The sequence below is a fragment of the Rickettsia endosymbiont of Orchestes rusci genome, from assembly GCF_964030945.1.
In the GTDB taxonomy this organism is placed as follows: domain Bacteria; phylum Pseudomonadota; class Alphaproteobacteria; order Rickettsiales; family Rickettsiaceae; genus Rickettsia.
This window is the reverse complement of sequence record NZ_CAXIQG010000004.1, coordinates 1,013,242-1,037,060: the sequence shown is the minus strand read 5'-3', so window position 1 is coordinate 1,037,060 and position 23,819 is coordinate 1,013,242. Positions and strand designations below refer to the sequence as shown.

Below are 23,819 nucleotides of genomic sequence, written 5' to 3'. Positions count from 1 at the left end.
ATCGCTTGATACAAGCAAATTTTTCGACATTCGCCTGTACTCACCTACTCTAGTACGGTAGCTTAGCTCGACTTTAAATTTATCTTATCTGAAGATTTCTGAATTTAGCCGTATTGCCCGCCCTGCATCGGCATAAACGCCTTCGGCTTTGTTGCATGGCTCAATATTTTTGCAAAGCAATTCGGTGTCATGCCGTGGCTTGACCACGGCATCCAGTCAGGCTTTTTAATTTTTTCTGGATACCGTGGTCAAGCCACGGTATGACAAGTTTTAAGCGATTTTAACCATCCATGCAACAACGCCAACGCCTTCTTGCAATGACGAATCTTTGAAGCCGCCTTTACCCTTGATTATTCAGCTTTTGAACCGAATTTAGGATAAGTTCTTATTCTAAATTCGCGTTAACACGCTCAAAATCAATCGACTCTAATCACCTATTACATAACCCAAGGAAGTTAAAGCATTTACCGTTTCAAATAGAGGCAGCCCCATGACATTTGAGTAAGAGCCTGAAATAAATGGAATAAAAGCTTCCGCATAGCCGGAAATTCCGCATCCGCCTGACTTATTTAATCCTTCATTAAGTGAACAGTAAAAGTCAATTTCTTGCCGGCTTAATCTTTTAAATTTAACGATTGTTTGAGCTATTTTTTGTCTTACCGTCGTTTGATTGTGATGTTTTTTAATAACACACAAACCGGTATAAACACGGTGACGTCTTCCTGATAATATATTAAGGCAATCTTTTATTTCTTCATGGGTAGCGGCTTTCGGTAATAATTTTCTACCGGCTACAACGACGGTATCCGCTGCTATAATAATAGCTGGTTCTTCTATTTGCGAAGCAATTTTTACGGCTTTTTCTTTCGCAAGTCTGATAGCTAAATGATTTGGTAATTCACGTAAACGCGGCGATTCATCAATATCGGCAGGTAAAATTTGAGTTGGAACAATTTTTAATCTTTTTAGTAACTCAAGCCTAGCAGGTGACTGAGACGCTAATATGATGGGCAAATTATGCCGCTCGTCTTTCAAGAATCGGTCTTTCATTTTATCAGGGATTCGCCCATTAAAGTTATTATATTTTGGCACTTATTAAGTATAAGCTGCGCTTGCTCACCCCTGCCAATAAAATCCAATTCTCGAAATACTTCACGCATATGCATATTTTTTGTGCGGTAGATAATTAATTAACGCGAACTATGGATAAGTTTTAGCTTAAAAACTTATCCATAGTTGGAGTTAATTACGATGAATTACTCGACCTTTAGTTAAATCGTACGGAGTCATTTCAACGGTAACCTTGTCTCCTACTAATATTCTAATACGATTTTTACGCATTCTACCGGAGGTATGAGCAATAATTAAATGATCGTTTTCTAGCTTTACCCTAAAAGTTGCATTAGGTAAAAGTTCAAGCACGACTCCCGCAAACTGGATTAGATATTCTTTTGACATTTATATTTACAAATATGTTTAAAAGCTGCCGCTATTTTATTTTTCAATAGTGGTTTGGCGTTACGTTATGTTATAGGTATACTTCACGTATATATATAATAATTTTTCAACCTTGTCTAGGTAATTCGGAAGCGGGTAGGTCGTATTTCAGTTTAATCTTAACTTGTTTTAAAGTTCTAGGATTTGCATCAATGACTTCAATTTCAATATTATTCGAGATGTTTATTTTAGTGCCGATTGACGGAACATTACCGATTTTTGTAAGTACCAAACCCCCTATCGTATCAAATTCATCATCATCTTCTTTTAATTTTTCGCCGATTAATTTTTCTAATACTTCTACTTCTACACGAGCATTTGAGATAATCGTGTTATTATCAATAATCTCAAAATTATCGCTGTCTAATTGCTTATCGTGTTCATCGTCTATTCTGCCTACTATCGCTTCCATAATATCCTCAATAGTCACCATTCCGTCAGTACCGCCATATTCGTCTATAACTATTGCTATATGAGTCCGCTCTCTTCGCATTTTAGCAAGCAGATCAATTAACTTTATGGAAGGTGCAGCAATTATATGTTTACGAATTAGTTTTTTTAACTGAAAATTTTGTTTAGTAACTACTAATGCTTTAAATAAATCTTTGATATGAATAAAGCCGACTATATTATCTAAAGTTCCGTCATATATGAGTGTTCTGGTATGAGGAACTTTCGTTTTAATAATCTTACTTAATTCTTCTAAATTTATAGTTAGCTTTATTGCGGCAATGTCTGATCTCGGAATCATTATATCTTCAACGGTTTTACCTTCTAATTTTAAAAGATTAGTTAAAATATTACGTTCGTCTAGTGTCATTTTTCGACTATTAACTCTAAGCTGTTTAATAGTAATAGAAAAATCATCTTTTATTTTTGCTCTACCGATTATCCTAGCGAGAAGATTTACAAAGAAAGATTTAATAGGTAATAGCAATTTTTTTGAATTAGAAATAATTCTATGATTTAATTTATTAGTCATAAGAATCTTCTTTTTTTGAAGGTTTATACCAACTTCCAAAATTAACCATACAGAAGCGATTTTGAATTAAACTCGCCTCCTTACCTATTAATATAGACTGCGGACACTCGCAAATTAAATCACTCCTGTACAATTTAATTTGGGAATCGGTATTAAACATAATGTTTTTTTATTTGATTAATAAGGTGAAGAAATATTGAAATAATTTAATATTTTAATTTCTAAATTTTCCATAATATTCGCTTCTTCGTCATTTTGATGGTCAAATCCTATTAAATGTAGAATACTATGTATTAAAAGATGAATAAAATGATTTTCAAAAGTTTTTTTTTGCTCTAGCGCTTCCGTGTAAATTACTTCATAACCAAATGCTATATCGCCTAAATACATATAAGGAAGATTTGCCGGAAATTCAAGTATAGCGTCATTCATAAAGCTTGATACAAGCGAATTTTTCTGGATTCGCCTGTGCTCACGTACTCTAGTACGGTAGCTTAGCTCACCATTAAATTCATCTTGTCTAAATCTTTCTGAATTTAGCTGTATGTCTTTCCGTAGAGTAAGTTTTTCATTTACCGGCTCATTTAAACGTAAGTCCCGCCAATCTAATTCTTCATTTGGGAAGGAAAGAACATTAGTAGCTTTCTCTATATTGCGAAATTGTGTATTTAAGTCTGCCATCCTTGAATTATCCGTTAATAAGATTGATAATTCAATTTGTTTTATGTTAGCAAAATCATCAAATCGCCGTAACACGTTTTGAATAATTTTTTTTATTAAAAACTTGTTAATTAACTTGTGTCCTTGCCATTCCTTATAATTTTTTATGAGTTCTATATTAATTATCATGTAATATACTTAAATATAACCTGAAGAGTTGCGGTTTATGTCATGCCGCGTAGCAATCCGGCGGCGTTGTTGCATGGCTCGAGAAAAGCAGCAGTATGTCATTCCTAGCTCAGCATTGTTGCGTGGATCGGAAATTAATAAAAATCCCTCATGGCGAAGCCGCGGAGTGGCTGTGGCCATCCAGGCTATCCCGAATATATAAGGGATTTAATTAGAATACTAAACAAGTTTAGTATAAAAATATGTTTATACTTAGATGTCCACGGCGCCAAAAGGCGCCTCGCCATGACGGTTTGGGTATCCACGCGGGCATTGCCTTCCCGCGAAAGCGGGAATCTAGAAAAACACTTAAAAATAAACAAAATTATATAAAAATTTACTATATAATTCGCTTAAATATTTTCTGGATTCCCGCTTTCGCGGGAATGACATCAAAATTTGAGCCATGCAACAACGCTGCGACCAAAGAGAACGCGGCAATCTAGGAAAAAATTAGTACAAAATGCTATGTAAATTATTATTTTCTGGATTGCCGCATCGGGATTTTGTCCCTCCTTAGCTCAGACGTTTAACGATCAGCGCGGACATTGCTACGCAGGCATAATATTGATTAAATTTGCATTAATATAATTATTTTTTAATTTTTGGAAATCCTCATCGGCATGATATGAAGAACGAGTTAAAGGACTAGCCGAAACCATTAAAAAGCCTTTAGTCTTAGCGACTCTTTCAATATATTTAAATTCTTCCGGCGTAACATACCTTGCAACCTCTGCATGATTTTTAGTAGGCTGTAGATATTGACCGATAGTTAGGAAATCAACTTTTGCTTCTCTTAAGTCATCCATTACTTGGATTACTTCGCTCGTTTCCTCTCCAAGCCCTACCATCATACCGGATTTAGTGAAAATTTCAGGAGATAATTTTTTTATATTATGCAGTAAACTCAAAGAATTATAATATCTTGCTCCCGGTCTTATCTTTTTATACAAGGAGGGAACAGTCTCAACATTATGATTAAAAACGTCGGGCTTTGCTTCCGCTATTATTTCCGCCGCTCCGTCTTTTCGTAAGAAATCAGGGGTTAAAATCTCAATTGTTGTAGCCGGGGAAGAGTGTCTAATTTCTTGAATGCAATTAGCAAAATGTCTAGCTCCGCCGTCTTCTAAATCATCACGATCAACGGAAGTAATTACTACATGCTGAAGATTTAATTTTTTCACTGCTTCAGCAAGGCGTTCAGGTTCATGAGGATCAAGCAAATCCGGTCTGCCGGTTGCAATATTACAAAACCTGCAAGCTCTAGTACAGACCGAGCCTAAAATCATGACGGTTGCATGTTTTTTAGACCAGCATTCCCCTATATTAGGACAAGCGGCTTCCTCACAAACCGTATTTAATTTTAAATTTTTTATTAATTCTTTTGTATCCCGGTATTGCTTAGAAGTCGGAGCTTTTACTTTTATCCAATCGGGGCGTTTAATTGACAATATTGCCTCTATTTTCTCATTATTCAGCATATAATCGAAATATTTTTAAATCCAACGGTTTTTACTATAACGCAAATCGTCAATTGAAGCGATAAATCTAAAATATGCTATAAAAATTATGAGGTCAATGTTAATAAAGAATAATTGAAAATAACGTCGTTGCGAGGAGGCATTGTTACGTGGATGGGGCTTTGTTGCATGGCTACCGGAATCGTCATTGCGAGGAGGGACGTAGTCCCGACGTGGCAATCCAGGAAAAAATTAGTACAAAATGCTATGTAAATTATTATTTTCCGGATTGCCGCGCTCCCTTTTGTCGCTCGCAATGACGGTTCTGGTATCCACGCGGGCATTGCCTCCTCACAATGACGATTCCGGTAGCCATATAATAATGCCGTCTCGCAACGACTTAGACGAACTTAGAATTTAAGTTTTGCACCGATAAGACCGACGGTTCCTTTAATTTTCTTATTAGGCGCTTCTACGTAATAAACCGGTTTGCCTTTTGCTTGAAAATATGACACTTCAGCGTAAGGCAATAATCCCGGCATTATTTTATATTCCGTACCTAAACTTACGGTATCGACGGTATTTTTATATCTTGATGATTTAAAATACGAGACACTCGTTTTAATCGGTCCTTGAGCATAAGCAAGACCACCGTTATAATAATAAGTATCACGCCCGACTTTATGATATTCTTTTGCGGTTAAGCTTTTCCCTAAACTGCCGTAAGAAGCTGCGCATGAAACATTACCGTACGTGAAAACCGCGCCGAGATTATAAGCTTTTAAATCAGAGAGTTTATAGCTTGCTAACACTGTTGTTGTAGTGCCTTCTCTTTTAGCCTGAATAAGTTGACGTGCCGGTTTGCCGTATTCTCCCGTAACCGATAATTTTAAAGCTACATCATCGGCAATTTCATGCTCGTAGGTCATACCGGCCGATACTGCATCCTTAACATTTTGATTAATCCTCATAAACGTACCGTCATCTAACGTTACGATCTTGATACCGGTATTTGATTTGCTGACACCGGTTCTACCTGAGTTTTCAAATGTTAAGTTATTAATATCTTTATTACCGCCGGTATTAGCTGAATCCGGTGTATAAGAGATACCTGCTTGAAAGCCGCTAAATTTAGGTGTGTAATAAGAGACTTTTCTAGCTGCCTCTGCTTTATCGTTAATTTGATCAAAGTTATTAGAAAATGATTCGATATAAAAATTACTAGTAGTATCAAAATCGGGTTTAACATTGTTATATCTCATATATTGACCGTCAAGAATTACATATCTAGACCAGCCGCCCGTGGCTGCCGTTACGTAACCGCCGGTAATACGCATGTTAGCGCCGGCATCGTAAGGAGAACCGAGTTCAACTTTTCCGTAATCCGTTTTCAAGAAAATATGAGAACCGTTATAACTTGTGGAAGTTTTAGGTCTAGTAGTAGGTAACAACACGATTTTAACACCGGCTGTTACATCATCATTAAGAGCTTGAGAAATAGTAGCGTCAAATGCGGCTTCCGTATAGAAAGCTGTTTTCTTTCTATTATCGGAAACATTTTTTTCATATCCTAATAGATGATTTTGGCTTGCAAAACCGCTTTCAAATTCAAAGAAACCTTCTAATTTTATTTCGGTATTAGGGTTAGCGATTTTGATAGTAGGCGTATAATCAGCTGCAAAAGCTGATTGAGTAAAGCAAGCTATACTTGCTAATAATAGTAATTTTTTCATTTGAAAAACCTCTTAAATATTTTTAGCTTTAAAAGTTTTATTACCAATTTTGAGCTTAACTAAAATATGGGTTAAATTTTATAGACTAAATATAATGCAATTCTTAAAATTTACCACAAGAATTAGGCATAATATATAATTTTTAAGGTTAATAATACGCAAAGTGGTATAATTACAACTATATACTTGCCGGGTTGCATGGATCGAATTTTTGATGTCATTCTAGTTCAAACGGGGCTTTATTGCATGGATCGAAAATTGCTATATTTTGGGTATTCTTTAAAAGTACCGCGATGTCATGCCGTGGCTTGACCACGGCATCCAGTCAGGCTTTTTAATTTTTTCTGGATACCGTGGTCAAGCCACGGTATGACAAGTTTTAAGCGATTTTAACCATCCATGCAACAACGCCGGTCAAGCCTCGGCATGACACCGTACTTGTAATAACTATAATACAGTAAATTATGAGCCATGCAACAACGCCCTATATACTTGCCGGGTTTTTTATTTTTAAATAACTCGGTAACTAAAAATAAAATTAATATGTATAATTAATATTTTGTATTTTAATAATATTTAGTTATAATTATCACTTCATTAATTTAATTGTCAAGTATTAGTATAATGTCAATCATGTCAGACAAATGGATCAAAGAAATGACCGGTAACCATGGGATGATTGAGCCTTTTGTGGACAAACAAGTTAGGGTTCATAATTCGGAAAAAATTATTTCTTACGGATTATCTTCTTACGGTTACGATACGAGGGTATCAAGGGAGTTCAAAATATTTACTAATATTAATTCCACTATCGTTGACCCTAAAAATTTTGATAAATGTAGTTTAGTGGACAGGGAAGTGGATGTATGTATTATTCCGCCGAATAGCTTTGCCCTTGGTAGAACAGTTGAGTATTTCAAAATTCCGCGGGACGTGATAGTTATTTGTGTAGGTAAATCTACTTATGCCAGATGCGGTATAATCATCAACGTTACACCGTTAGAACCGGAATGGGAAGGGCATGTTACGTTAGAGTTTTCAAATACTACTCCTTTGCCGGCTAAAATTTACGCCAATGAAGGAGCTTGTCAATTTTTGTTTTTAAAAGGAGAACAAGCTTGCGATCTTTCCTACGCAGACCGGCAAGGGAAATATATGAAACAACTCGGAGTTACCCTGCCGTTAACTTAAAATAATATTAAAAATAAGGATTTTATGAACATACCAAACCCTGATGCTCCTGAAGCGATACCTCACATTTCCGTTAATGCCCAATATATAAAAGATTTATCGTTTGAAAGCCCTTCTGCGCCTTCATCGCTTGCCGCTTTAGAACGTAATCCTCAAATTGATTTATCACTTGATATAAATATTTCTAATTTACCGGAAGAAAATTTTTATGAGGTTGAACTAAATATTGAAGCTAGCGCAAGAAATGAGAAATATAAATTATTTTTAGTAGAATTAAAATATGCCGGAGTGTTTAATTTAATTAATATCGCTCCTGAACAGCATCAAATTTTGTTATCCGTTCATTGTCCGGCAATGATTTTTCCGTTTGCCAGAAAGATTATTGCAAGCGTAACGCAAGACGGTGGATTTCAGCCGTTAATGATTGATCCCATAGATTTCGGTGCTTTATACCATAAAAAAATGTTAGAACATCAGAATTAATATAATTTCTGATCTCATTCCCCGGAAGGTATGGCGTTGTTGCATGGCTCGAATTTTCGATGTCATTCCCGCTTTTAGCTAGAATGACATACTGCTGCTTTATCGAAACCATGCAACCAACGCCTTTGGTCGCTCGCAATGACGTTTAGGGTATCCACGCAACAACGCCCGCTCGCAATAACGGAGTTTTTTTGTGTTAATTTCTATCAATGCAACAATGCCTTCTTGCAATGACGTATTTGAATTTTTTGTTAAAGATAATAAAAAATTTAAAATAGAATTAAATAATCTTTACTTATTTTGTTAACAAAGGTATAAAGCAATTTAAATAAAAATTATTTAATTAGTGAGAAATTAAGGAGAGCTATATGAAATTAGATAAAAAAATAAATTTGTTATTAAGGAGAAAGATATAATGAGGGTTCTTTTAATTGAAGATGAGCCGCAAATGGCTAACTTAATTGAACTAACTTTAGCCTCGGAAGGAATAGTTTGCGATATAGTTTCAGTCGGTACGGATGGTTTAAAAGTCGGTAAAATTTATAAATACGATCTGATTATTTTAGATATTATGCTACCGGATATTAGCGGGTTTGAAGTTCTACTAAGATTACGTGCGGTAAAGGTAAAAACACCTATTTTAATTTTATCCGGTCTTACTAGTATGGACCAGAAAATTACCGGTTTTTCTTCCGGTGCCGATGATTATTTAACTAAACCGTTCGTCAGAGAAGAGCTAATTGCTCGTATAAAAGCAATAGTTAGGCGTTCTAAAGGGCATTCAGAATCGATATTTAGATTCGATAAAGTTAGTGTGAATCTGGATACTAGAAGCGTTGAAGTTGATGGAAGGAAAGTACATTTGACTAATAAGGAATATGCAATTTTAGAATTGCTTATATTACGTAGGGGAACGATATTAACTAAAGAAATGTTTTTAAACCACCTATATAATAATGTCGGCGAGCCGGAAATGAAGATTATCGACGTATTTATATGTAAATTACGTAAAAAATTAAGTGATGCAGCCGGTGGAAAAGACTATATAGATACGGTTTGGGGACGCGGCTATATGTTAAAAGAACATGATGAAACTTCCGGATAGCCTTTAGTCGAAAAAGCACGAGCGAAATAAGAAAAAATCTTAGTAAAAGACCGGATTCCGTGGTCGTAGCCACGGAATGACACCGGTCAATTCTAAAAAAACACGAAAGCCCTAAATGAAAATTCTAGCCGGCAATAGTAATAAAATACTCGCAAAACATCTGGCCTTAGCATTAAATGCTCATTATATAGAATGTTTAACTACATATTTTAACGATACCGAAATAAAAGTAGAAATTTTAGAATCTATTTACAATGAAGATATTGTTATAATTCAGTCAACTTCAAGACCGGTTAATGATCATCTAATTGAATTGTTATTATTAATAGATACTGCAAAAAGAGCTAAAGCAAAACAAATTATCGTCATAATACCGTATTTCGGCTATAGCCGTCAAGATCGTATATTTTCTAATGAGACCTCAATTCCGGCACGATTAATAGCCAATCTTTTAGAAATTACGGGCGCAACTTCTATAATTACCGTTGATTTGCATTCTGATAAAATAGAGAAATTTTTTAAAGTTTCTATTCAAAATCTATGCCCTATAAGTTTGTATTTGCCTTTTCTAAAAAATTATAATGATCTTATTATAGTGTCTCCTGACGAAGGCGGTACTCAGCGCGCTCAAAAAATCGGCGCGTCGGTTAATCTAGATATAGCTATTATTAGCAAACGAAGAGCGGTAAATAACAAATGTGAAATGATAGAAATAACCGGAGACGTTAAAGGAAAAAATTGTGTGTTAATCGATGATATTATCGATAGCGGCGAAACCATTTGTCAAGCAGCTAAATTTTTAATTGATAATGCGGCTTTATCGGTTGATGCATTTGTAACTCATCCCGTACTTTCAGCGGGTTCTATGGACAATATCCAAAATTCGGTTATAAATAATATTTATGTAACGGATACTATACAAGTTACTAATTTATCTGCTAAATTTCATATAATATCGATAGCACCTATTATTATCCAAGCATTACAAAATATAGGCGTTGTTGCATGGCTCTAAAAAAGTGCCGTATGTCATTCCCGCGAAAGCGGGGCGTTGTTGCATGGCTCGAATTTTTGCAAAGCGTTCGGTGTCATCTAGTTGCTTGACCTGGTTTGTTGCATGGATGGTTAAAAACGCCCTCGGTGTCATTCCCGCGCAGGCGGGAATCTAGGCTTTCTAACTTTGTCATGCTGAACAAGTTTTGCGCATCTTTTTTAGTAGATTCTGAAATAAATTCAGAATGACTATTTTTTTCTGGATTCCCGCCTTTAGCTAGAATGACATACGGCACTTTTTTAGAGCCATGCAACAACGCCCAAAATATATTATAAATATGTACTTAGCTCAATGCACACTTGAAATTGATTTAGCAAAAATAAAAGCTAACTACCGCACCTTACGCGATATTTGCCAAAATTCACTAGTCGGGGCAGCTGTTAAAGCAAATAGCTACGGGCTTGGAGCAAATCAAATTTCTAAAGCGTTAGAAGAGGAAAATTGCCGATTTTTCTTTGTAGCTTCATACATTGAGGGAATAAATTTACGTAAAATATTGAGTAGCCACTCAAATATTTTAGTCCTTAACGGTGTTTCCCAAAATGATGCTGCGGAATTTGTTGAATATAATTTAATACCGGTACTTAATAATCTAAAGCAAATTGAGATATGGCGACAACTGGCTAAAACTCGGAATCAATTATTAGACTGCTTTCTGCATTTTAATACCGGCATAAATCGTTTAGGTCTAACTCACACCGAAATAGAACATATAATCAATGATCGTGACTTATTAGAAGGTTTGCAAGTACAATATATTATGAGTCATTTAGCTGCCTCCGAAGAAGCTAATAACCCTTACAATATTGAGCAATTAACAAAATTTAAAAGTTATCTACCACATTTTCCTAATGTAAAAATAAGTTTAGCTAACTCAGGCGCTATATTTTTAGGACAAGATTATCATTTTGATTTAGTAAGACCCGGAATGGCTTTATACGGTCTTAATCCTTTGGGTCAGCATAAACCGAATCCAATGAAGAATCCTGTAACCCTTACTGCGCCGATAATTCAATTACAAAAATTGACAGCAGACAGCCATATCGGTTATAATACATCATTCACTACCGAGCGCGATAGCATAATTGCTACGTTACCGCTCGGTTATGCAGACGGCTATAGCCGAAATTTTAGTAACCGCGGCGAAGTATTTATTAACGGTCATGTTGCCAAGATAGTAGGGCGCGTATCAATGGATTTAGTTAATATTGATGTTACCGATCTACCGCATTCACAAATTTTTCTAGGGCAAGAAGTAGAGATTATAGGGAATTATTGTACTCCGGATAAAATAGCGACTATTATAGGTACTATCGGATACGAAATATTAACTAGCCTCGGTAATAGATATAAAAGAGTATATAAAAATGATACTTAATACGGTTAACTTAATCGGCAAGCGTACTATCGGTATAGCAAGGAATATCGGGGCTTTCTCGTTATTTAGCTTTACAGCGGTTAGTAGTATAGTTAGGCTTCCTATATATTTCGGTTTAATTTATCGCCAATTATTATTTATCGGTTTCTATTCTTTGCCGGTCGTCGCGATGACTACTTTTTTTTCCGGAGCAGTGCTAGCGCTACAAAGCTATACGGGGTTCTCACGCTTTTCTGCCGAAAGCTCAATTGCAACGGTGGTAGTATTATCTTTAACCAGAGAGCTCGGTCCCGTGCTTGCCGGTCTTATGGTTGCCGGCAGAGTCGGTGCTTCAATTGCCGCTGAAATTGCGACTATGCGAGTAACCGAGCAAGTAGATGCTCTATATACTTTATCTACCAATCCGATTAAATATTTAGTATTCCCAAGGGTAATAGCTGCAGTTATTACCTTGCCGTGCCTAGTATTAATCGGCGATGTAATCGGGGTAATGGGCGGTTATTTAGTAGGCGTATATAAGCTTAATTTCAATAGCGTAAGCTATTTAACTAGTACTTTTCAATATTTAGAAGCAATTGACGTAATTTCCGGCTTAGTAAAAGCAGCAGCTTTCGGCTTTATTATCTCTATAATAAGTTGCTATAGCGGCTATTATTCTAATAAAGGCGCAAAAGGCGTCGGGATGGCTACTACTTCGGCGGTAGTAAATTCCTCCATTCTTATTTTGATTAGTAATTACCTGATAACCGAATTATTTTTTAAAGTGTAATGTGCTGCTAGTAAATGAAGAGGAAAACGTGAGTCGTCATTGCGAGGAGGCGTTGTTGCATGGATCGAAAATTGCTATATTTTGGGTATTCTTTAAAAGTACCGCGATGTCATGCCGTGGCTTGACCACGGCATCCAGAAAAAGCCTTAATAAAAAGACTGGATACCGTGGTCAAGCCCACTACTGTACGAACGTTGAAAAAAGGCTGTGTCATGCCGTGACTTGATCACGGCATCCAGGAAAATAAAGCCATATTAGACTTATTTTAGAATCTTTTTATGATATTATAAGCTGGACTGAAGTGGTCGTAGCCACGGAATGACAGAATTTTTACCTCTTTATTTAAACGTTCGTACAGTAGTGGGTCAAGCCTCGGTATGACACCGTACTTATAATAACCATAATACGGTAAATTATTAGCCATGCAACAACGCCCAATGACGTAGAGTTTTCGATCCACGCGGTCATTGCCTCCTCGCAATGACGTTGAACTATCCCAATTCCCAAATTAATCGTACAAAAGCAATGACAGAAGAAACATTAAAAATTAAAATTCGCTCTTTGCATAAATCTTTTTCCGGTCATAAAGTGCTTGACGGAATAGATTTAGACGTAAAAAAAGGCAGTTCTTTAGTAATTCTCGGCGGGTCGGGTACGGGTAAATCGGTGTTAATAAAAGCTATAGTAGGATTACTCAAACCGGATAGCGGCAAGATTTCTATTGATGGAGTAGACACCACCAATATCTCTGATAGTAAAAGATTTGATATTATGGAAACTATCGGCTTTTTATTCCAAGGAGGAGCTCTTTTTGATTCTTTAACCGTACAAGATAATATTACTTTTTTTACTAAAAAATTATCTAAAAAAGAAAAAAATGAATTAGCGGCATCTAAACTTGAATCCGTTGGATTATCTTCTAGAATACTTGCTCTTTACCCTTCAGAATTATCAGGCGGTATGCAGAAAAGAGTAGCGCTTGCGAGAGCAATTTGCAGCACCCCGTCAATTCTTTTTTTAGATGAACCGACCACGGGGCTTGATCCTATAATGGCTAATATCATTAATGAATTAATTATTAAAATTCAAGAGGAGTTAGGTGCAACTACCGTTACCATAACTCATGATATGGTTAGCGCCGAGAAAATAGCCAAGGAAGTAGCGATGATTTATCAAGGAAAAATTATGTGGTATGGAACAAAAAACGAAATGACCGATAACGACAATCCTTACCTTAAACAATTTATTACCGGTTCGACTACCGGCCCTATTGAGGTTGATTATGTTTAAAATTTTACTTAAAAATATACCGTTTATCGGTGTTCTGTTCACTCTCTTAAGTAGCAGTAATGCTTACGCTGCAAGTAACCGACCTTATACTACAGCCGACTGGGAAAAAATAGCAATTATAGTTGTTATCGCCGTTTTAATTTTCAGCCCTTCAAAATTTCGCGTAATAGTAATCGGCACCACACTCGGTTTAACATGCGCTTATTTAACTTATAAATATCTTTTACCTATACTACAAAATTTTTAATGTTGCCTCGTGCAGTATTGCTTTGTGGATAGCTAAAAACCTCTTATTGCGAAGAAGCATCCACGCAATGGCAATAGCGGCGTTGTTGCATGGCTCGAATTTTTGCAAAGTGTTTCGGTGTCAAGCCGGCGTTGTTGCGTGGATACCCAAACCGTCATGGCGAGGCGCCTCTTGGCGCCGTGGCCATCTAAGTATAAACATATTTTTATACTAAATTTGTTTAGTATTCTAATTAAATCCCTCATATATTCGGGATAGCCTGAATGGCCACAGCCACTCCGCGGCTTCGCCATGAGGGATTTTTATTAATTTCCGATCCACACAATAATGCCTTGCGAGGAGATACGGGTCTTGTTGCATGGCTCGAATTTTCGATGTCATTCTAGCTAAAGGCGGGAATCCAGACTTTTTCTTGTCATGCTGAACAAGTTTTGCGCATCTTTTTTAGTAGATCCTGAAATAAATTCAGGATGACTTTTATACTTTTTTCTAGATTCCCGCTTTTAGCTAGAATGACATACGGCACTTTTTTAGAGCCATGCAACAACGCCGGCTTGACCACGGCATCCAGTCTTTTTATTAAGGTTTTTCTGGATACCGTGGTCAAGCCCACTATTGTACGAACGTTGAAAAAAGGCTGTGTCATGCCGTGACTTGATCACGGCATCCAGGAAAATAAAGCCATATTAGACTTATTTTAGAATCTTTTTATGATATTATAAGCTGGATTCCGTGGTCGTAGCCACGGAATGACAGAATTTTTACCTCTTTATTTAAACGTTCGTACAGTAGTGGGGAGGGGCCTCGGTATGACACCGTACTTATAATAACCATAATACGGTAAATTATTAGCCATGCAACAACGCCGGCAATAATCCGCGCAGGAAGGAACTTTTGTTTACTGCCTAATTAATCTTTTATTACTCGGTAATATATAATTCTGATCTGTGGAGCGATAAGGGCAAATATCGATTCCTCCGCGTCTGGTATATCTAATATATATGGATAGGTAAGTAGGATTTATAGCATTTTTAATATCGACAAAAATACGCTCGGCACATTCATTACAATTTCTAAAAGATACTAAATATTTTAGCATACTATCATACTTTAGCTTTTTACCCTTATATTTTATTATTATCGTTCCCCAATCAGGCTGATTAGTTACTAAACAATTAGATTTTAATAAATTTGAGTTAATTTCTTCCTCAATGTCAATATCATCATATTCGATTAAATTACTATCAGGATGGTCATAAATATTGCATTCCACATCTAAATAGTCGATATTTTCACCATTTATTTCAGCAAATTCTATTTTTTCATTTAAGGATGATAATCGACCGAATACTTGACCATTTGTAGCAGTACTTAAATCTTCTAATATTATTCTTTCTAATTCTTCCATCGAAGAAATAACATCATTATTAAAGGAATTTAAATATAGCTTAAACGATTTTGATTCAACAATATTAGAGGAATTAACGGGAATGTAAAAACTACCGATTGCCACGCAAGGTTTGCCTTTTGGATTTAACCAAGAAATTTCGTAAGCATTCCAAATATCCCCCCCGTAAAACGGAATGTTATCCTCCTTAAGCTTTAATTTTTCTCTATTATCTATTCTTGGGATTCTAAATAACAATGTAGGATCGTAACTATTGCTATAAGTTGTTTTTTTACCGAGTACGGAATTACCCGGCAAAGAAGGAGATAAATTCATAAAACTATTATATTTAATTCTTGAAAAATGAGTAATAACTTAAACGCCATTGCAAGGAAGCATTGCTCACATGGATCAAAAATTCACCGCAAAAGTGATGTCATTCCTAGTTGCGGTAGGCGTTGTTGCATGGCTCGATAAAAGCAGCAGCATGTCATTCTAGCTAAAGGCGGGAATCTAGAAAAATTAAACTAAAAATGTAAGGATAACTTACAATTATACAGAAAAAAGCCTTACAAGCTAAGGCTTTTTAGCCTGGATACCCGCTTTCGCGGGTATGACATCTTCCGACATTATTTCTTAAATGCGCCTTTAGCTAGAATGACATCGAAAATTCGAGCCATGCAACAACGCCGCCCCTGCAAGCTTTGTTACAATCTAGAAAATAATAGTCATCCTGAATTTATTTCAGGATATACTAAAAAAAGATGCGCAAAACTTGTTCAGCATGACAAGGACTAGATTGCCGCATCGGTACGATGTGCCTCCTCGCAATGATGTTTTGAATATCCACGTAGCAACGCCTGCTTAAGATGATCATTTGAGGCAATAAATTTATTGTTGTTATTTACTACCACACCGCCGGCTTCCTTAATTATTAATTCAAATGCATGATATAGAGTATAATTTAATGATGACAAATATATTATATCAATTTTACCGGCTGCTAAAAGAATAGCTGAGTAGCACGGTGAACCAAAAGCCCTAACATCGGTTACGGGAAAGGGTGTATCGGTTAAATTGTCACTTACTGTTAAAGAATTCTTTAAATCAGCAATACCGGAAACCCGAAGCCTTGCGCTTTTATTATTTATAGAATTAAAGCTATCTCTTTCTACCCACGCTCCTTTGCCTTTTTCGGCATAATAAATTTCATTAAGAGCCGGGAAATGTATTACGGTAGACACGGCTGTTAAAGTTTCCTGTATTTTTTTTAAGTAAGTTATCGATAAAGCAAAAAACGGTATGCTTCTCGCTAAATTATTTGTGCTATCTATAGGATGCACTAAAAAAGCAACTTCCCGATTATTATTATCTATTTCAAATATATCCTCCGGAAAAAATAAAGATTCTAAATGTCTTTGCAATTCATTTTGTAATAAAGTTTTTAATTTCAAGTAAGATTTCTCGCAGAATCCTTTATTGCCTGAGCTTGTTCTCTGAAGCATTTCAAGTTCTAGAAAATCTCGTTGTAAAAATTTAACGGCTTTGCGCGTCGCACTAATTAATAAATTGGTTATCGGTTGCATCTATCTATACCATTTCTGTACGGTTAATTTTAGAACTTGGTATACATGAAGTATTTCAAGAATTAGGAGTGTCACCCCGTGGCTCGTCCGGCGTTGTTGCATGGCTCGAATTTTTGCAAAGTGTTTCGGTGTCAAGCCACGGTATGACATCGTACTTATAATAACCATAATGGTAAATTATGAGCCATGCAACAACACCGGCGGGGCCTCGGTATGACAACTCTTCGAGTTAATGCAGTACAGCGTCATTCAGAAAGGTTGATACAAGTGAATTTTTCTGGATTCGCCTGTACTCACGTACTCTAATACGGTAGCTTAGCTCACCTTTAAATTCATCTTGTCTAAATCTTTCTGAATTTAGCTGTATATTATTTAGCCCGCTCGACAAAACTAATATCTTCGGTTTTGATAATAATTTTTTCGCCCGTTACTAAATATTGCGGCACCATAACCCTAATACCGTTAGCTAAAATTGCCGGTTTATATGAAGAGGTAACGGTTGATCCTTTTATTACCGGATCGGTTTGAATAATTTCAGCCGTAACCGTCGGCGGGAGTTCAATATTCAAAGGGTTATCCTCATAAAATTCTATTTTTACCTGCATGTTATCCGTTAAAAACGGTAATTTTTCACCTAAAATTTGTTTATCTATAGTAATTTGCTCAAAAGTTACATTATCCATTAACACAAGATTATTATCTTCAAAATAGAGAAATTGAAAATTTTTATGCTCAAGCTCGGCTTTTTCGATATAATCGGATGAACTAAAGCGTTCGTTAAGCTTTGTTCCCGTTTTTAAGTTTTTCATCTCTACCTGTACATAAGCACCGCCTTTGCCGGGTTTAGTATGTTCAGGTGTCTTATTTACCACCCATAAATCATTGTTGTATACTAATATATTACCTGTTCTAATTGAATTTGCCGAAATTTTCATATATATAATTATAGTATGTATCTTAAAAAATTATAAATATACAAATTATTTTTTTTAAAAACAACATTTAAAGATAAGAATTTAAATAATACTATTTTAACATTAGGGTTTTGTAAAATTTATGACGGCAAATATATTAGTAGTCGACGATATAGAGACAAATATTAAATTATTAAAAGCAAAACTTTTAAACGAATATTATACGGTCTTTACCGCAACTAGCGGTAAGGAGGCATTAAGTATACTTGAAAAAAATAAGATTGATGTGGTATTGCTTGATGTTATGATGCCGGAGATGGATGGTTTTGAGGTATGCCGGCGGATAAAAGCGAATCCGGAGACTACTCATATACCGGTAGTTATGGTAACGGCACTTTCGGAGGTGGAGGATCGTATCACCGGTTTAGAGGCGGGTGCGGATGAATTTTTGACCAAACCTATAAACGATACTGCTCTTTTCGTCAGGCTTAAGTCCCTCTCGAGAATGAAAGTATTAATTGATGAATTAAAGCTTCGGAATGATACAAATGCTTTATTAGGTAGTCCTGCTATAGAAATGCGGGATACTTTTAACGATAAAAAAATCTTATTAATTAATGATGATATAGTACAGGCTAGAAATATCAAACAAATGTTACTAAAAATTTCTCCGAATGTCCAAGTAATAAGTGAATCCCTAGAACTTGAGGCTACACCGGAATATATTCCTGATTTAGTAATTATTAGCAGTATGCTTGAGGATGAAGATCCGTTAAGAGTTAGCGTAGTGTTAAGAGGCAAACCGGAAATAAGCGGAGTGGTACTAATTTTACTAGTCGATGAAGAAAATTTACCTATAGTTATGAAAGGAATGGAACTCGGAATTAACGATTATTTTATTTACCCTATTGAAGAAAATGAGTTACTCGCAAGGATTAGAACACAACTTCGCAGAAAACAATATCAAGATAATTTACGCAATGATCTTGAACAAAGTGTAAATTTAGCAGTCAAAGACGGTTTAACGGGCTTATTTAATCGGCGTTATTTCGATATACATATAAAGCAAATGATGGAAAAAGCTAACAAAGATGAAATTAGTTTGTATTTACTTATGTGCGACGTTGATGATTTTAAGCATGTTAACGATAGTTACGGTCACCAAGCGGGAGATACGGTTTTAAAAATAGTTACCCGTGTTTTGAAAAATACTTTTAGAGTAACTGATTTAATTGCCAGATTCGGCGGAGAAGAATTTACTATTCTTTTAAGTGATATGAATATGGAGCAAGCAATGCATACGGCAGAAAGAGTTAGAGTAAAAATTGAATGTATGGATTTTCAGATTGAAGGGCAACCGGAACCTATACACAAAACTATTTCTATCGGTGTAACGGAATATAAAAAAGGAGAATCTATCGCTGATTTTATCGAGCGTTCGGATAAGGCCATGTATACGGCAAAAACATCAGGAAAAAATAAAGTAGTGAAATTGGTTTAATATAAATTTAAGATAATGAAAAATTCTCTTTCTCAAGAATATCGTAAACTACCTTATAGACCGGGGGTAGGCATGATGATAATAAATACCGAAAATAAAATATTTGTCGGTAAAAGAGTAGATACTAAAATGACGGCATGGCAAATGCCTCAAGGCGGTATAGTACCGGGAGAAACCCCAAGCGTTGCAGCATTGCGGGAGATGCTAGAAGAAATCGGCAGCGATAAAGGGCATATTATTGCTGAAAGTAAATGCTGGTATAGCTATGATGTACCGGCATTCCTAATACCGAAATTGTGGGACGGTAATTTTCGAGGTCAAAAACAAAGATGGTTTTTAATTAGATTTACCGGCACTAACGAAGACATTAACGTTAATACTAGCAACCCTGAATTTGAGCAGTGGCGCTGGGCATCATTTGATGAATTATTGTCTATTATAATTCCTTTTAAACGTAAGCTTTATCAAGCAGTAGTAAAAGAATTTGAATCACTGCTTGATAAGTAATGCTTACATGATTCAAATTATTAGTGTCACTTCCACGAGGCAATGCTCGCGTGGCGTGGATACTTGAATAGTCATTGCGAAGAGGTGCAGGCGTTGTTGCATGGCTCGATAAAAGCAGCAGTATGTCATTCTAGCTAAAGGCGGGAATCTAGAAAGAAGCCTATGGTCATCCTGAATTTATTTCAGGATCTACTATTAAGAGATGCTGAAACAAAGTTCAGCATGACAAAGAAGAATCTAGATTCCCGCCTTTAGCTAGAATGACATCGAAAATTCGAGCCATGCAACAACGCCTCATATTTACAGCTAAATTCAGAAAGATTTAGACAAGATGAATTTAAAGGTGAGCTAAGCTACCGTACTAGAGTACGTGAGCACAGGCGAATCCAGAAAAATTCACTTGTATCAACCTTTCTGAATGACGCTGTACCGTAAATTAAATTATCCAACATTATAATGCAAAGAAATTATTTAGAGCAATTTAAAAAACTCCCCCTTACTTTAATTTCGCTTATTACTGTAATTTGTATTATAGGGTTTATAGTTCTTTATTCGGCATCAAATAGCAATCTCCAACCTTGGGCATATAAGCAAATAATAAATTTTTGTATATTTTTGCCGTTATCTATCATAATTGCCACACTTGACTTAAGGTTAATATTTAGATTTTCCTATATATTCTATTTTTTAGTATTAGCTTTATTATTAAGCGTCGAGCTTTTCGGTTCGGTATCGATGGGGGCAAAACGTTGGATTGATCTTGGAATCATACGTTTGCAACCTTCAGAACCTATAAAGCTTGCAATAGTATTAATGTTAGCTCGTTATTTTCACCGATTAAAATTTGAAGATTTGACGAAAATACATAAAATTTTAGTACCGATTATTGCGGTAATTATACCGGTATTACTAATAATCAAAGAACCTGACCTTGGTACCGGCATTATAAATATAATTATTACCGGTATTATATTTTTTGCGGTCGGGTTTAGAATAAGAAATTTTGTAATAATCGGTCTTATTGTATTTGCTTGTATACCGGTAATTTGGAATATAATGCATGATTATCAAAAAAAACGAGTAATGGTATTTCTTGATCCTGAAAGGGAACCGCTCGGTGCCGGCTATAATATTATTCAATCAAAAATTGCTATAGGTTCCGGAGGAGGTTTTGGGCAAGGACTAAACCAAGGTAGTCAAAGTCACTTAGATTTTTTACCCGAACATCAAACAGATTTTATTTTTGCGACATATGCTGAGGAATTTGGTTTTATAGGCGGGATTTTCCTATTACTTTTATATTCTCTAGTTATAATTATCTCATTAATAATTGCTATTAATAGCCGTTCTATTTTCGGTAAATTAATGGTAATAGGTATAACCTCAATTTTATTTAGTCATGTATTTATCAATATGGCAATGGTTATGGGGTTATTGCCGGTAGTAGGAGTACCGCTGCCGTTTATTTCTTACGGCGGGACAATGATGGCTTCAATGTTAATCGGTTTCGGGTTGGTTATGAATGTACAGGTAAATCAACATACTAATTTAAACTGATATACTCCTTATATTTATGTCCGGTAAATTTATTTTAGTTTTTCATAAAGAAAACTCTAGACCATAACAAAAAGATTTGTTATAAGAAATCTGACCTTAGATATCAAAGTTTAAAATTATATAAGTATAAGTATTTAAGATAATATTCCTCGGTAGCTCAGCGGTAGAGCAAACGGCTGTTAACCGTTAGGTCGCTGGTTCGAATCCGGCCCGGGGAGCCATTCCGTACAATTAGCTACTTCTTGCAGTTTATCGAACGGGAAAACCAGTTTGTAATGCACCTTGCAGCCCTTCAGCTCTAGGTTCGCAAATATGAAATTTAAAAATTCACGTTTTTCCTCGATTGTCGAACCTTTGAAAGTTTCATATGCATTTGTCATAACATTTATGAAGTCTAGAAGCTTTTTAGAAAGCTTATCGTCTACCTTATCATAACTTTTGATTAACTCGTTTAATTCATATTGACGCTCTTTTAACTGCGTTTTCTTACGCAAAAATTCTTCTCTTGTTAAACTCCGTCCGCTACTAAATCCATATATGAATCGAGCTTATTTTGTATTTTTGTATGTTCTTCTTTTAAAGCTGCTATTTCTCTATTATGCTCATATGCTTTGCCATGATTCATCCCTTTTAAATAGTCCATAGTTTGCTTTAAAATTTCAGGGTCTTTGATTTTTAAGCCTTTTAATACATCTTCTACTTGCTTAATTACCTCGTCTTCTCTAACCCACATTGTTTTTGTTGGGTCGTCAGGATTCCAAGTACGTAAATATGTCCATTCCGATACTTCACCATTTTTGTATTTTTTAGTTTTTGTGTCGGCAGTAACTAATTTACCTGTAACCGCACATTTGAGTATACCTCTAAATAAAAATTCTTTACCTCTATATTGAAAAGGTTTTTTGTTCCAGCCCATTCTAATTGCCTCGCATGTTTTAAATGTTTCTTTAGTAATCAAAGGTTCGTAACGATGAGTCCATAACTCCCCTTTTACTCTCATTTCGCCGTAATAAAAAGGATTTTGTAACATCTCATATAAACTTGATTTAGTTATATAGTTTCCTTTTTTACTACGTAATCCCCACTCTTTCCCTTTCTTTACCATTTCAGATAAAGTATATACTCCGCTTGCATAAGCCTCAAACATTTTTTTAACTATATTACCATGTATAGGATCAATTATTATATCACCTCTACCTTTATCATCTCTTTTATTTAAATAACCAATAGGAGCAGCTCCGCACCATTCGCCGTATACCTCCACTTTTTGTTTAAAACTCTTTTTAACATTTTCGCTAATCAAATCAGTATGCGCTCTAGCAAATACTACTCTCATCCCCCACATCATTATTGAATGCGCTCCTGATTCTTGGTTTATAACATAACCTTCAGTAACGCAATGTAATTCTAGCTTACCTTGCCTAATAAGCTCATCTAGTATTGGTGTCTCTCTTTGATTACGCTGTATACGATCTAGCTTGTCTGCAACAAGTGCTATCGGCTCACGTCGTTTTTTAATAAGTTTGACTATTTCCGTAAATTCTTTACGATCGCCCTTTGTAGAAGATTCAACCAATCTAAATCTTTCTAAAATACGTATACCTTTCCGCTCACAATATTTTTCTAACCTATCGTCTTGTACTTCTAGCGAATAGCCGTCAGCTTGCTCATCTGAAGACACACGGGATAATGTATATGCCTCAATTGCTTTATTACTCATATTATTTTACCTCCTGTTTTGTATTTTTGCCTTTATAACATTCCAAGGTATATTTAAGAACAAACGCAGCGACGCTTAACAAGTCGTTTTGAGGAAAATCCGAGTTATAAAGTTTTAATTCTTGGCTAGATTTTCGGTACATATCGACCTTTATTAATTTGGTCAGTGATAAAGTACCGAGTACTGCAAAAAGTATTATACTATGAGGAATATTTAATAATTTATCTTCAACTAGAGCAGTAACCGATCCGATAGGCTCGCACATCATCTCATCAATTAATTTATGTAAAATAGGATAATCAAACGATCCTTTATGTTCTATGATTTTTAACAATGTAAAATTATGTCGGTTGCAGTAGTCAGTAATGAGGTTTTGGCGGTGTTTGCGACTTGCAGAATTTGAAAGAGGCTTAAGAAAGATTATTATTTTTTTGATAGTGATCATATTGGTTTACCCCGTTTTGATTAAACTTATTGAGTTAAGTTTTAACCACCACAGGCTTTTAAACCTATGGTGGTCGGGGAGTTCAAAGAAACCGTTAGTAACAGTTTACAATAGCTTTTAGGTTT

33 protein-coding genes, 1 tRNA gene and 1 pseudogene are annotated in these 23,819 nt (G+C 35.5%); 16 read left to right on the top strand and 19 right to left on the bottom strand.

Annotated features, from left to right (window positions below; translation table 11 throughout):
* Positions 1–84 precede the first annotated feature (84 nt).
* The 5 genes and pseudogenes from AAHM91_RS09610 to ybeY all read right to left on the bottom strand — a co-directional run bounded on the left by AAHM91_RS09610 (position 85) and on the right by ybeY (position 3,325).
* On the bottom strand, positions 85–207 hold the full coding sequence (locus tag AAHM91_RS09610) for a hypothetical protein (RefSeq protein WP_342270632.1): 123 nt from the start codon (positions 205–207) through the stop codon (positions 85–87).
* A 219-nt stretch (positions 208–426) separates the two neighbouring features.
* Positions 427–1,035, bottom strand: a complete 609-nt coding sequence (locus AAHM91_RS09605) for a Maf family protein (protein WP_253310074.1) — start codon at positions 1,033–1,035, stop codon at positions 427–429.
* 207 nt (positions 1,036–1,242) lie between these two features.
* Positions 1,243–1,458: a translation initiation factor IF-1 gene (gene infA, locus AAHM91_RS09600; RefSeq protein ID WP_342270631.1), complete on the bottom strand. Its 216-nt coding sequence runs from the start codon at positions 1,456–1,458 to the stop codon at positions 1,243–1,245.
* A gap of 106 nt (positions 1,459–1,564) precedes the next feature.
* Positions 1,565–2,528: pseudogene (locus AAHM91_RS09595) on the bottom strand (hemolysin family protein).
* Positions 2,529–2,656: 128 nt separating this feature from the next.
* Complete coding sequence (ybeY, locus tag AAHM91_RS09590; protein ID WP_410526096.1) at positions 2,657–3,325, bottom strand: rRNA maturation RNase YbeY; 669 nt, start codon at positions 3,323–3,325, stop codon at positions 2,657–2,659.
* 76 nt (positions 3,326–3,401) lie between these two features.
* Here ybeY and AAHM91_RS09585 point away from each other — a divergent pair, with 76 nt between their 5' ends.
* Entirely contained in the window at positions 3,402–3,530 is a 129-nt protein-coding gene (locus AAHM91_RS09585; RefSeq protein ID WP_342270630.1) for a hypothetical protein, read from the top strand.
* A gap of 40 nt (positions 3,531–3,570) precedes the next feature.
* Positions 3,571–3,813: a hypothetical protein gene (locus tag AAHM91_RS09580; protein ID WP_342270629.1), complete on the top strand. Its 243-nt coding sequence runs from the start codon at positions 3,571–3,573 to the stop codon at positions 3,811–3,813.
* A gap of 105 nt (positions 3,814–3,918) precedes the next feature.
* Here the strand turns inward: AAHM91_RS09580 and lipA are convergent, their stop codons facing one another.
* Positions 3,919–4,848 (bottom strand): lipoyl synthase, encoded by a 930-nt coding sequence (gene lipA, locus AAHM91_RS09575; RefSeq protein WP_253308119.1) that lies wholly within the window; start codon positions 4,846–4,848, stop codon positions 3,919–3,921.
* Between the two features lie 114 nt (positions 4,849–4,962).
* Between lipA and AAHM91_RS09570 the strand changes: the two genes are divergently transcribed.
* Positions 4,963–5,100 carry a hypothetical protein gene (locus AAHM91_RS09570; RefSeq protein ID WP_342270628.1) on the top strand — a complete coding sequence of 46 codons (138 nt, stop codon included), beginning with the start codon at positions 4,963–4,965 and terminating at the stop codon, positions 5,098–5,100.
* A 137-nt stretch (positions 5,101–5,237) separates the two neighbouring features.
* On the opposite strand, the gene AAHM91_RS09565 is transcribed toward AAHM91_RS09570, so the two are convergent.
* Complete coding sequence (locus AAHM91_RS09565; protein WP_342270627.1) at positions 5,238–6,560, bottom strand: porin; 1,323 nt, start codon at positions 6,558–6,560, stop codon at positions 5,238–5,240.
* A gap of 624 nt (positions 6,561–7,184) precedes the next feature.
* On the opposite strand from AAHM91_RS09565, the gene dcd reads away from it, so the two are divergent.
* The 4 genes from dcd (at position 7,185) to AAHM91_RS09545 (ending at position 10,354) form a co-directional block, all read left to right on the top strand.
* Positions 7,185–7,751, top strand: a complete 567-nt coding sequence (dcd, locus tag AAHM91_RS09560) for a dCTP deaminase (protein ID WP_253308121.1) — start codon at positions 7,185–7,187, stop codon at positions 7,749–7,751.
* A gap of 24 nt (positions 7,752–7,775) precedes the next feature.
* Positions 7,776–8,234, top strand: coding sequence for a protein-export chaperone SecB (gene secB / locus AAHM91_RS09555; RefSeq protein WP_253308122.1), 459 nt, complete (start codon positions 7,776–7,778; stop codon positions 8,232–8,234).
* A 415-nt stretch (positions 8,235–8,649) separates the two neighbouring features.
* The gene (gene ctrA, locus AAHM91_RS09550; protein WP_253308123.1) at positions 8,650–9,339 is read left to right on the top strand and encodes a response regulator transcription factor CtrA; all 690 of its coding nucleotides are present in this window, start codon (positions 8,650–8,652) and stop codon (positions 9,337–9,339) included.
* A gap of 115 nt (positions 9,340–9,454) precedes the next feature.
* Positions 9,455–10,354 (top strand): ribose-phosphate diphosphokinase, encoded by a 900-nt coding sequence (locus AAHM91_RS09545; RefSeq protein WP_342270626.1) that lies wholly within the window; start codon positions 9,455–9,457, stop codon positions 10,352–10,354.
* A gap of 73 nt (positions 10,355–10,427) precedes the next feature.
* Here AAHM91_RS09545 and AAHM91_RS09540 read toward each other — a convergent pair whose 3' ends face one another.
* The gene (locus tag AAHM91_RS09540; protein WP_342270625.1) at positions 10,428–10,646 is read right to left on the bottom strand and encodes a hypothetical protein; all 219 of its coding nucleotides are present in this window, start codon (positions 10,644–10,646) and stop codon (positions 10,428–10,430) included.
* 24 nt (positions 10,647–10,670) lie between these two features.
* On the opposite strand from AAHM91_RS09540, the gene AAHM91_RS09535 reads away from it, so the two are divergent.
* On the top strand, positions 10,671–11,771 hold the full coding sequence (locus tag AAHM91_RS09535; protein WP_342270768.1) for an alanine racemase: 1,101 nt from the start codon (positions 10,671–10,673) through the stop codon (positions 11,769–11,771).
* The gene (locus AAHM91_RS09530) at positions 11,761–12,540 is read left to right on the top strand and encodes an MlaE family ABC transporter permease (protein WP_342270624.1); all 780 of its coding nucleotides are present in this window, start codon (positions 11,761–11,763) and stop codon (positions 12,538–12,540) included. Before AAHM91_RS09535 ends, AAHM91_RS09530 begins: the two co-directional genes overlap by 11 nt.
* A gap of 265 nt (positions 12,541–12,805) precedes the next feature.
* On the opposite strand, the gene AAHM91_RS09525 is transcribed toward AAHM91_RS09530, so the two are convergent.
* Positions 12,806–13,000, bottom strand: coding sequence for a hypothetical protein (locus AAHM91_RS09525; RefSeq protein WP_342270623.1), 195 nt, complete (start codon positions 12,998–13,000; stop codon positions 12,806–12,808).
* A gap of 65 nt (positions 13,001–13,065) precedes the next feature.
* Here AAHM91_RS09525 and AAHM91_RS09520 point away from each other — a divergent pair, with 65 nt between their 5' ends.
* Positions 13,066–13,830 carry an ABC transporter ATP-binding protein gene (locus AAHM91_RS09520; protein ID WP_253308127.1) on the top strand — a complete coding sequence of 255 codons (765 nt, stop codon included), beginning with the start codon at positions 13,066–13,068 and terminating at the stop codon, positions 13,828–13,830.
* On the top strand, positions 13,823–14,077 hold the full coding sequence (locus AAHM91_RS09515) for a DUF5510 family protein (RefSeq protein ID WP_253308128.1): 255 nt from the start codon (positions 13,823–13,825) through the stop codon (positions 14,075–14,077). The genes AAHM91_RS09520 and AAHM91_RS09515 overlap by 8 nt, the downstream gene beginning before the upstream one ends.
* A gap of 32 nt (positions 14,078–14,109) precedes the next feature.
* Here AAHM91_RS09515 and AAHM91_RS09510 read toward each other — a convergent pair whose 3' ends face one another.
* From AAHM91_RS09510 to queF, 5 genes are all read right to left on the bottom strand, one after another.
* On the bottom strand, positions 14,110–14,370 hold the full coding sequence (locus AAHM91_RS09510; RefSeq protein WP_342270622.1) for a hypothetical protein: 261 nt from the start codon (positions 14,368–14,370) through the stop codon (positions 14,110–14,112).
* Positions 14,371–14,492: 122 nt separating this feature from the next.
* Positions 14,493–14,639, bottom strand: a complete 147-nt coding sequence (locus tag AAHM91_RS09505; RefSeq protein ID WP_342270621.1) for a hypothetical protein — start codon at positions 14,637–14,639, stop codon at positions 14,493–14,495.
* Positions 14,608–14,739: a hypothetical protein gene (locus tag AAHM91_RS09500; RefSeq protein ID WP_342270620.1), complete on the bottom strand. Its 132-nt coding sequence runs from the start codon at positions 14,737–14,739 to the stop codon at positions 14,608–14,610. The genes AAHM91_RS09505 and AAHM91_RS09500 overlap by 32 nt, the downstream gene beginning before the upstream one ends.
* A gap of 46 nt (positions 14,740–14,785) precedes the next feature.
* Positions 14,786–14,911 (bottom strand): hypothetical protein, encoded by a 126-nt coding sequence (locus AAHM91_RS09495; RefSeq protein ID WP_342270619.1) that lies wholly within the window; start codon positions 14,909–14,911, stop codon positions 14,786–14,788.
* 64 nt (positions 14,912–14,975) lie between these two features.
* Entirely contained in the window at positions 14,976–15,800 is an 825-nt protein-coding gene (gene queF, locus AAHM91_RS09490; RefSeq protein WP_342270618.1) for an NADPH-dependent 7-cyano-7-deazaguanine reductase QueF, read from the bottom strand.
* Positions 15,801–16,121: 321 nt separating this feature from the next.
* Between queF and AAHM91_RS09485 the strand changes: the two genes are divergently transcribed.
* Positions 16,122–16,262 (top strand): hypothetical protein, encoded by a 141-nt coding sequence (locus AAHM91_RS09485; RefSeq protein WP_342270617.1) that lies wholly within the window; start codon positions 16,122–16,124, stop codon positions 16,260–16,262.
* Here the strand turns inward: AAHM91_RS09485 and AAHM91_RS09480 are convergent.
* From AAHM91_RS09480 to efp, 3 genes are all read right to left on the bottom strand, one after another.
* A complete protein-coding gene (locus tag AAHM91_RS09480; protein ID WP_342270616.1) occupies positions 16,259–17,050 on the bottom strand; it encodes an inositol monophosphatase family protein in 792 nt (263 codons plus the stop codon). The two genes, AAHM91_RS09485 and AAHM91_RS09480, sit on opposite strands and share 4 nt — an antisense overlap.
* Positions 17,051–17,279: 229 nt before the next feature.
* On the bottom strand, positions 17,280–17,438 hold the full coding sequence (locus tag AAHM91_RS09475) for a palindromic element RPE3 domain-containing protein (RefSeq protein WP_342270615.1): 159 nt from the start codon (positions 17,436–17,438) through the stop codon (positions 17,280–17,282).
* Positions 17,419–17,985 (bottom strand): elongation factor P, encoded by a 567-nt coding sequence (gene efp / locus AAHM91_RS09470; RefSeq protein ID WP_253308115.1) that lies wholly within the window; start codon positions 17,983–17,985, stop codon positions 17,419–17,421. Before efp ends, AAHM91_RS09475 begins: the two co-directional genes overlap by 20 nt.
* Before the next feature lie 121 nt (positions 17,986–18,106).
* On the opposite strand from efp, the gene AAHM91_RS09465 reads away from it, so the two are divergent.
* The 4 genes from AAHM91_RS09465 to AAHM91_RS09445 all read left to right on the top strand — a co-directional run bounded on the left by AAHM91_RS09465 (position 18,107) and on the right by AAHM91_RS09445 (position 21,750).
* Complete coding sequence (locus AAHM91_RS09465) at positions 18,107–19,465, top strand: PleD family two-component system response regulator (protein ID WP_341793572.1); 1,359 nt, start codon at positions 18,107–18,109, stop codon at positions 19,463–19,465.
* A gap of 15 nt (positions 19,466–19,480) precedes the next feature.
* Positions 19,481–19,972: an RNA pyrophosphohydrolase gene (locus tag AAHM91_RS09460; protein ID WP_253308113.1), complete on the top strand. Its 492-nt coding sequence runs from the start codon at positions 19,481–19,483 to the stop codon at positions 19,970–19,972.
* 456 nt (positions 19,973–20,428) lie between these two features.
* Positions 20,429–21,529 carry a rod shape-determining protein RodA gene (gene rodA / locus AAHM91_RS09450; RefSeq protein WP_253308112.1) on the top strand — a complete coding sequence of 367 codons (1,101 nt, stop codon included), beginning with the start codon at positions 20,429–20,431 and terminating at the stop codon, positions 21,527–21,529.
* Positions 21,530–21,675: 146 nt separating this feature from the next.
* Positions 21,676–21,750: transfer RNA gene (locus tag AAHM91_RS09445), tRNA-Asn, on the top strand.
* Between the two features lie 287 nt (positions 21,751–22,037).
* On the opposite strand, the gene AAHM91_RS09440 is transcribed toward AAHM91_RS09445, so the two are convergent.
* Both AAHM91_RS09440 and AAHM91_RS09435 read right to left on the bottom strand, forming a co-directional pair.
* Positions 22,038–23,249, bottom strand: a complete 1,212-nt coding sequence (locus AAHM91_RS09440) for a recombinase family protein (protein ID WP_342270614.1) — start codon at positions 23,247–23,249, stop codon at positions 22,038–22,040.
* Between the two features lies 1 nt (position 23,250).
* Entirely contained in the window at positions 23,251–23,583 is a 333-nt protein-coding gene (locus AAHM91_RS09435) for a hypothetical protein (RefSeq protein ID WP_342270613.1), read from the bottom strand.
* Positions 23,584–23,819: the final 236 nt, after the last annotated feature.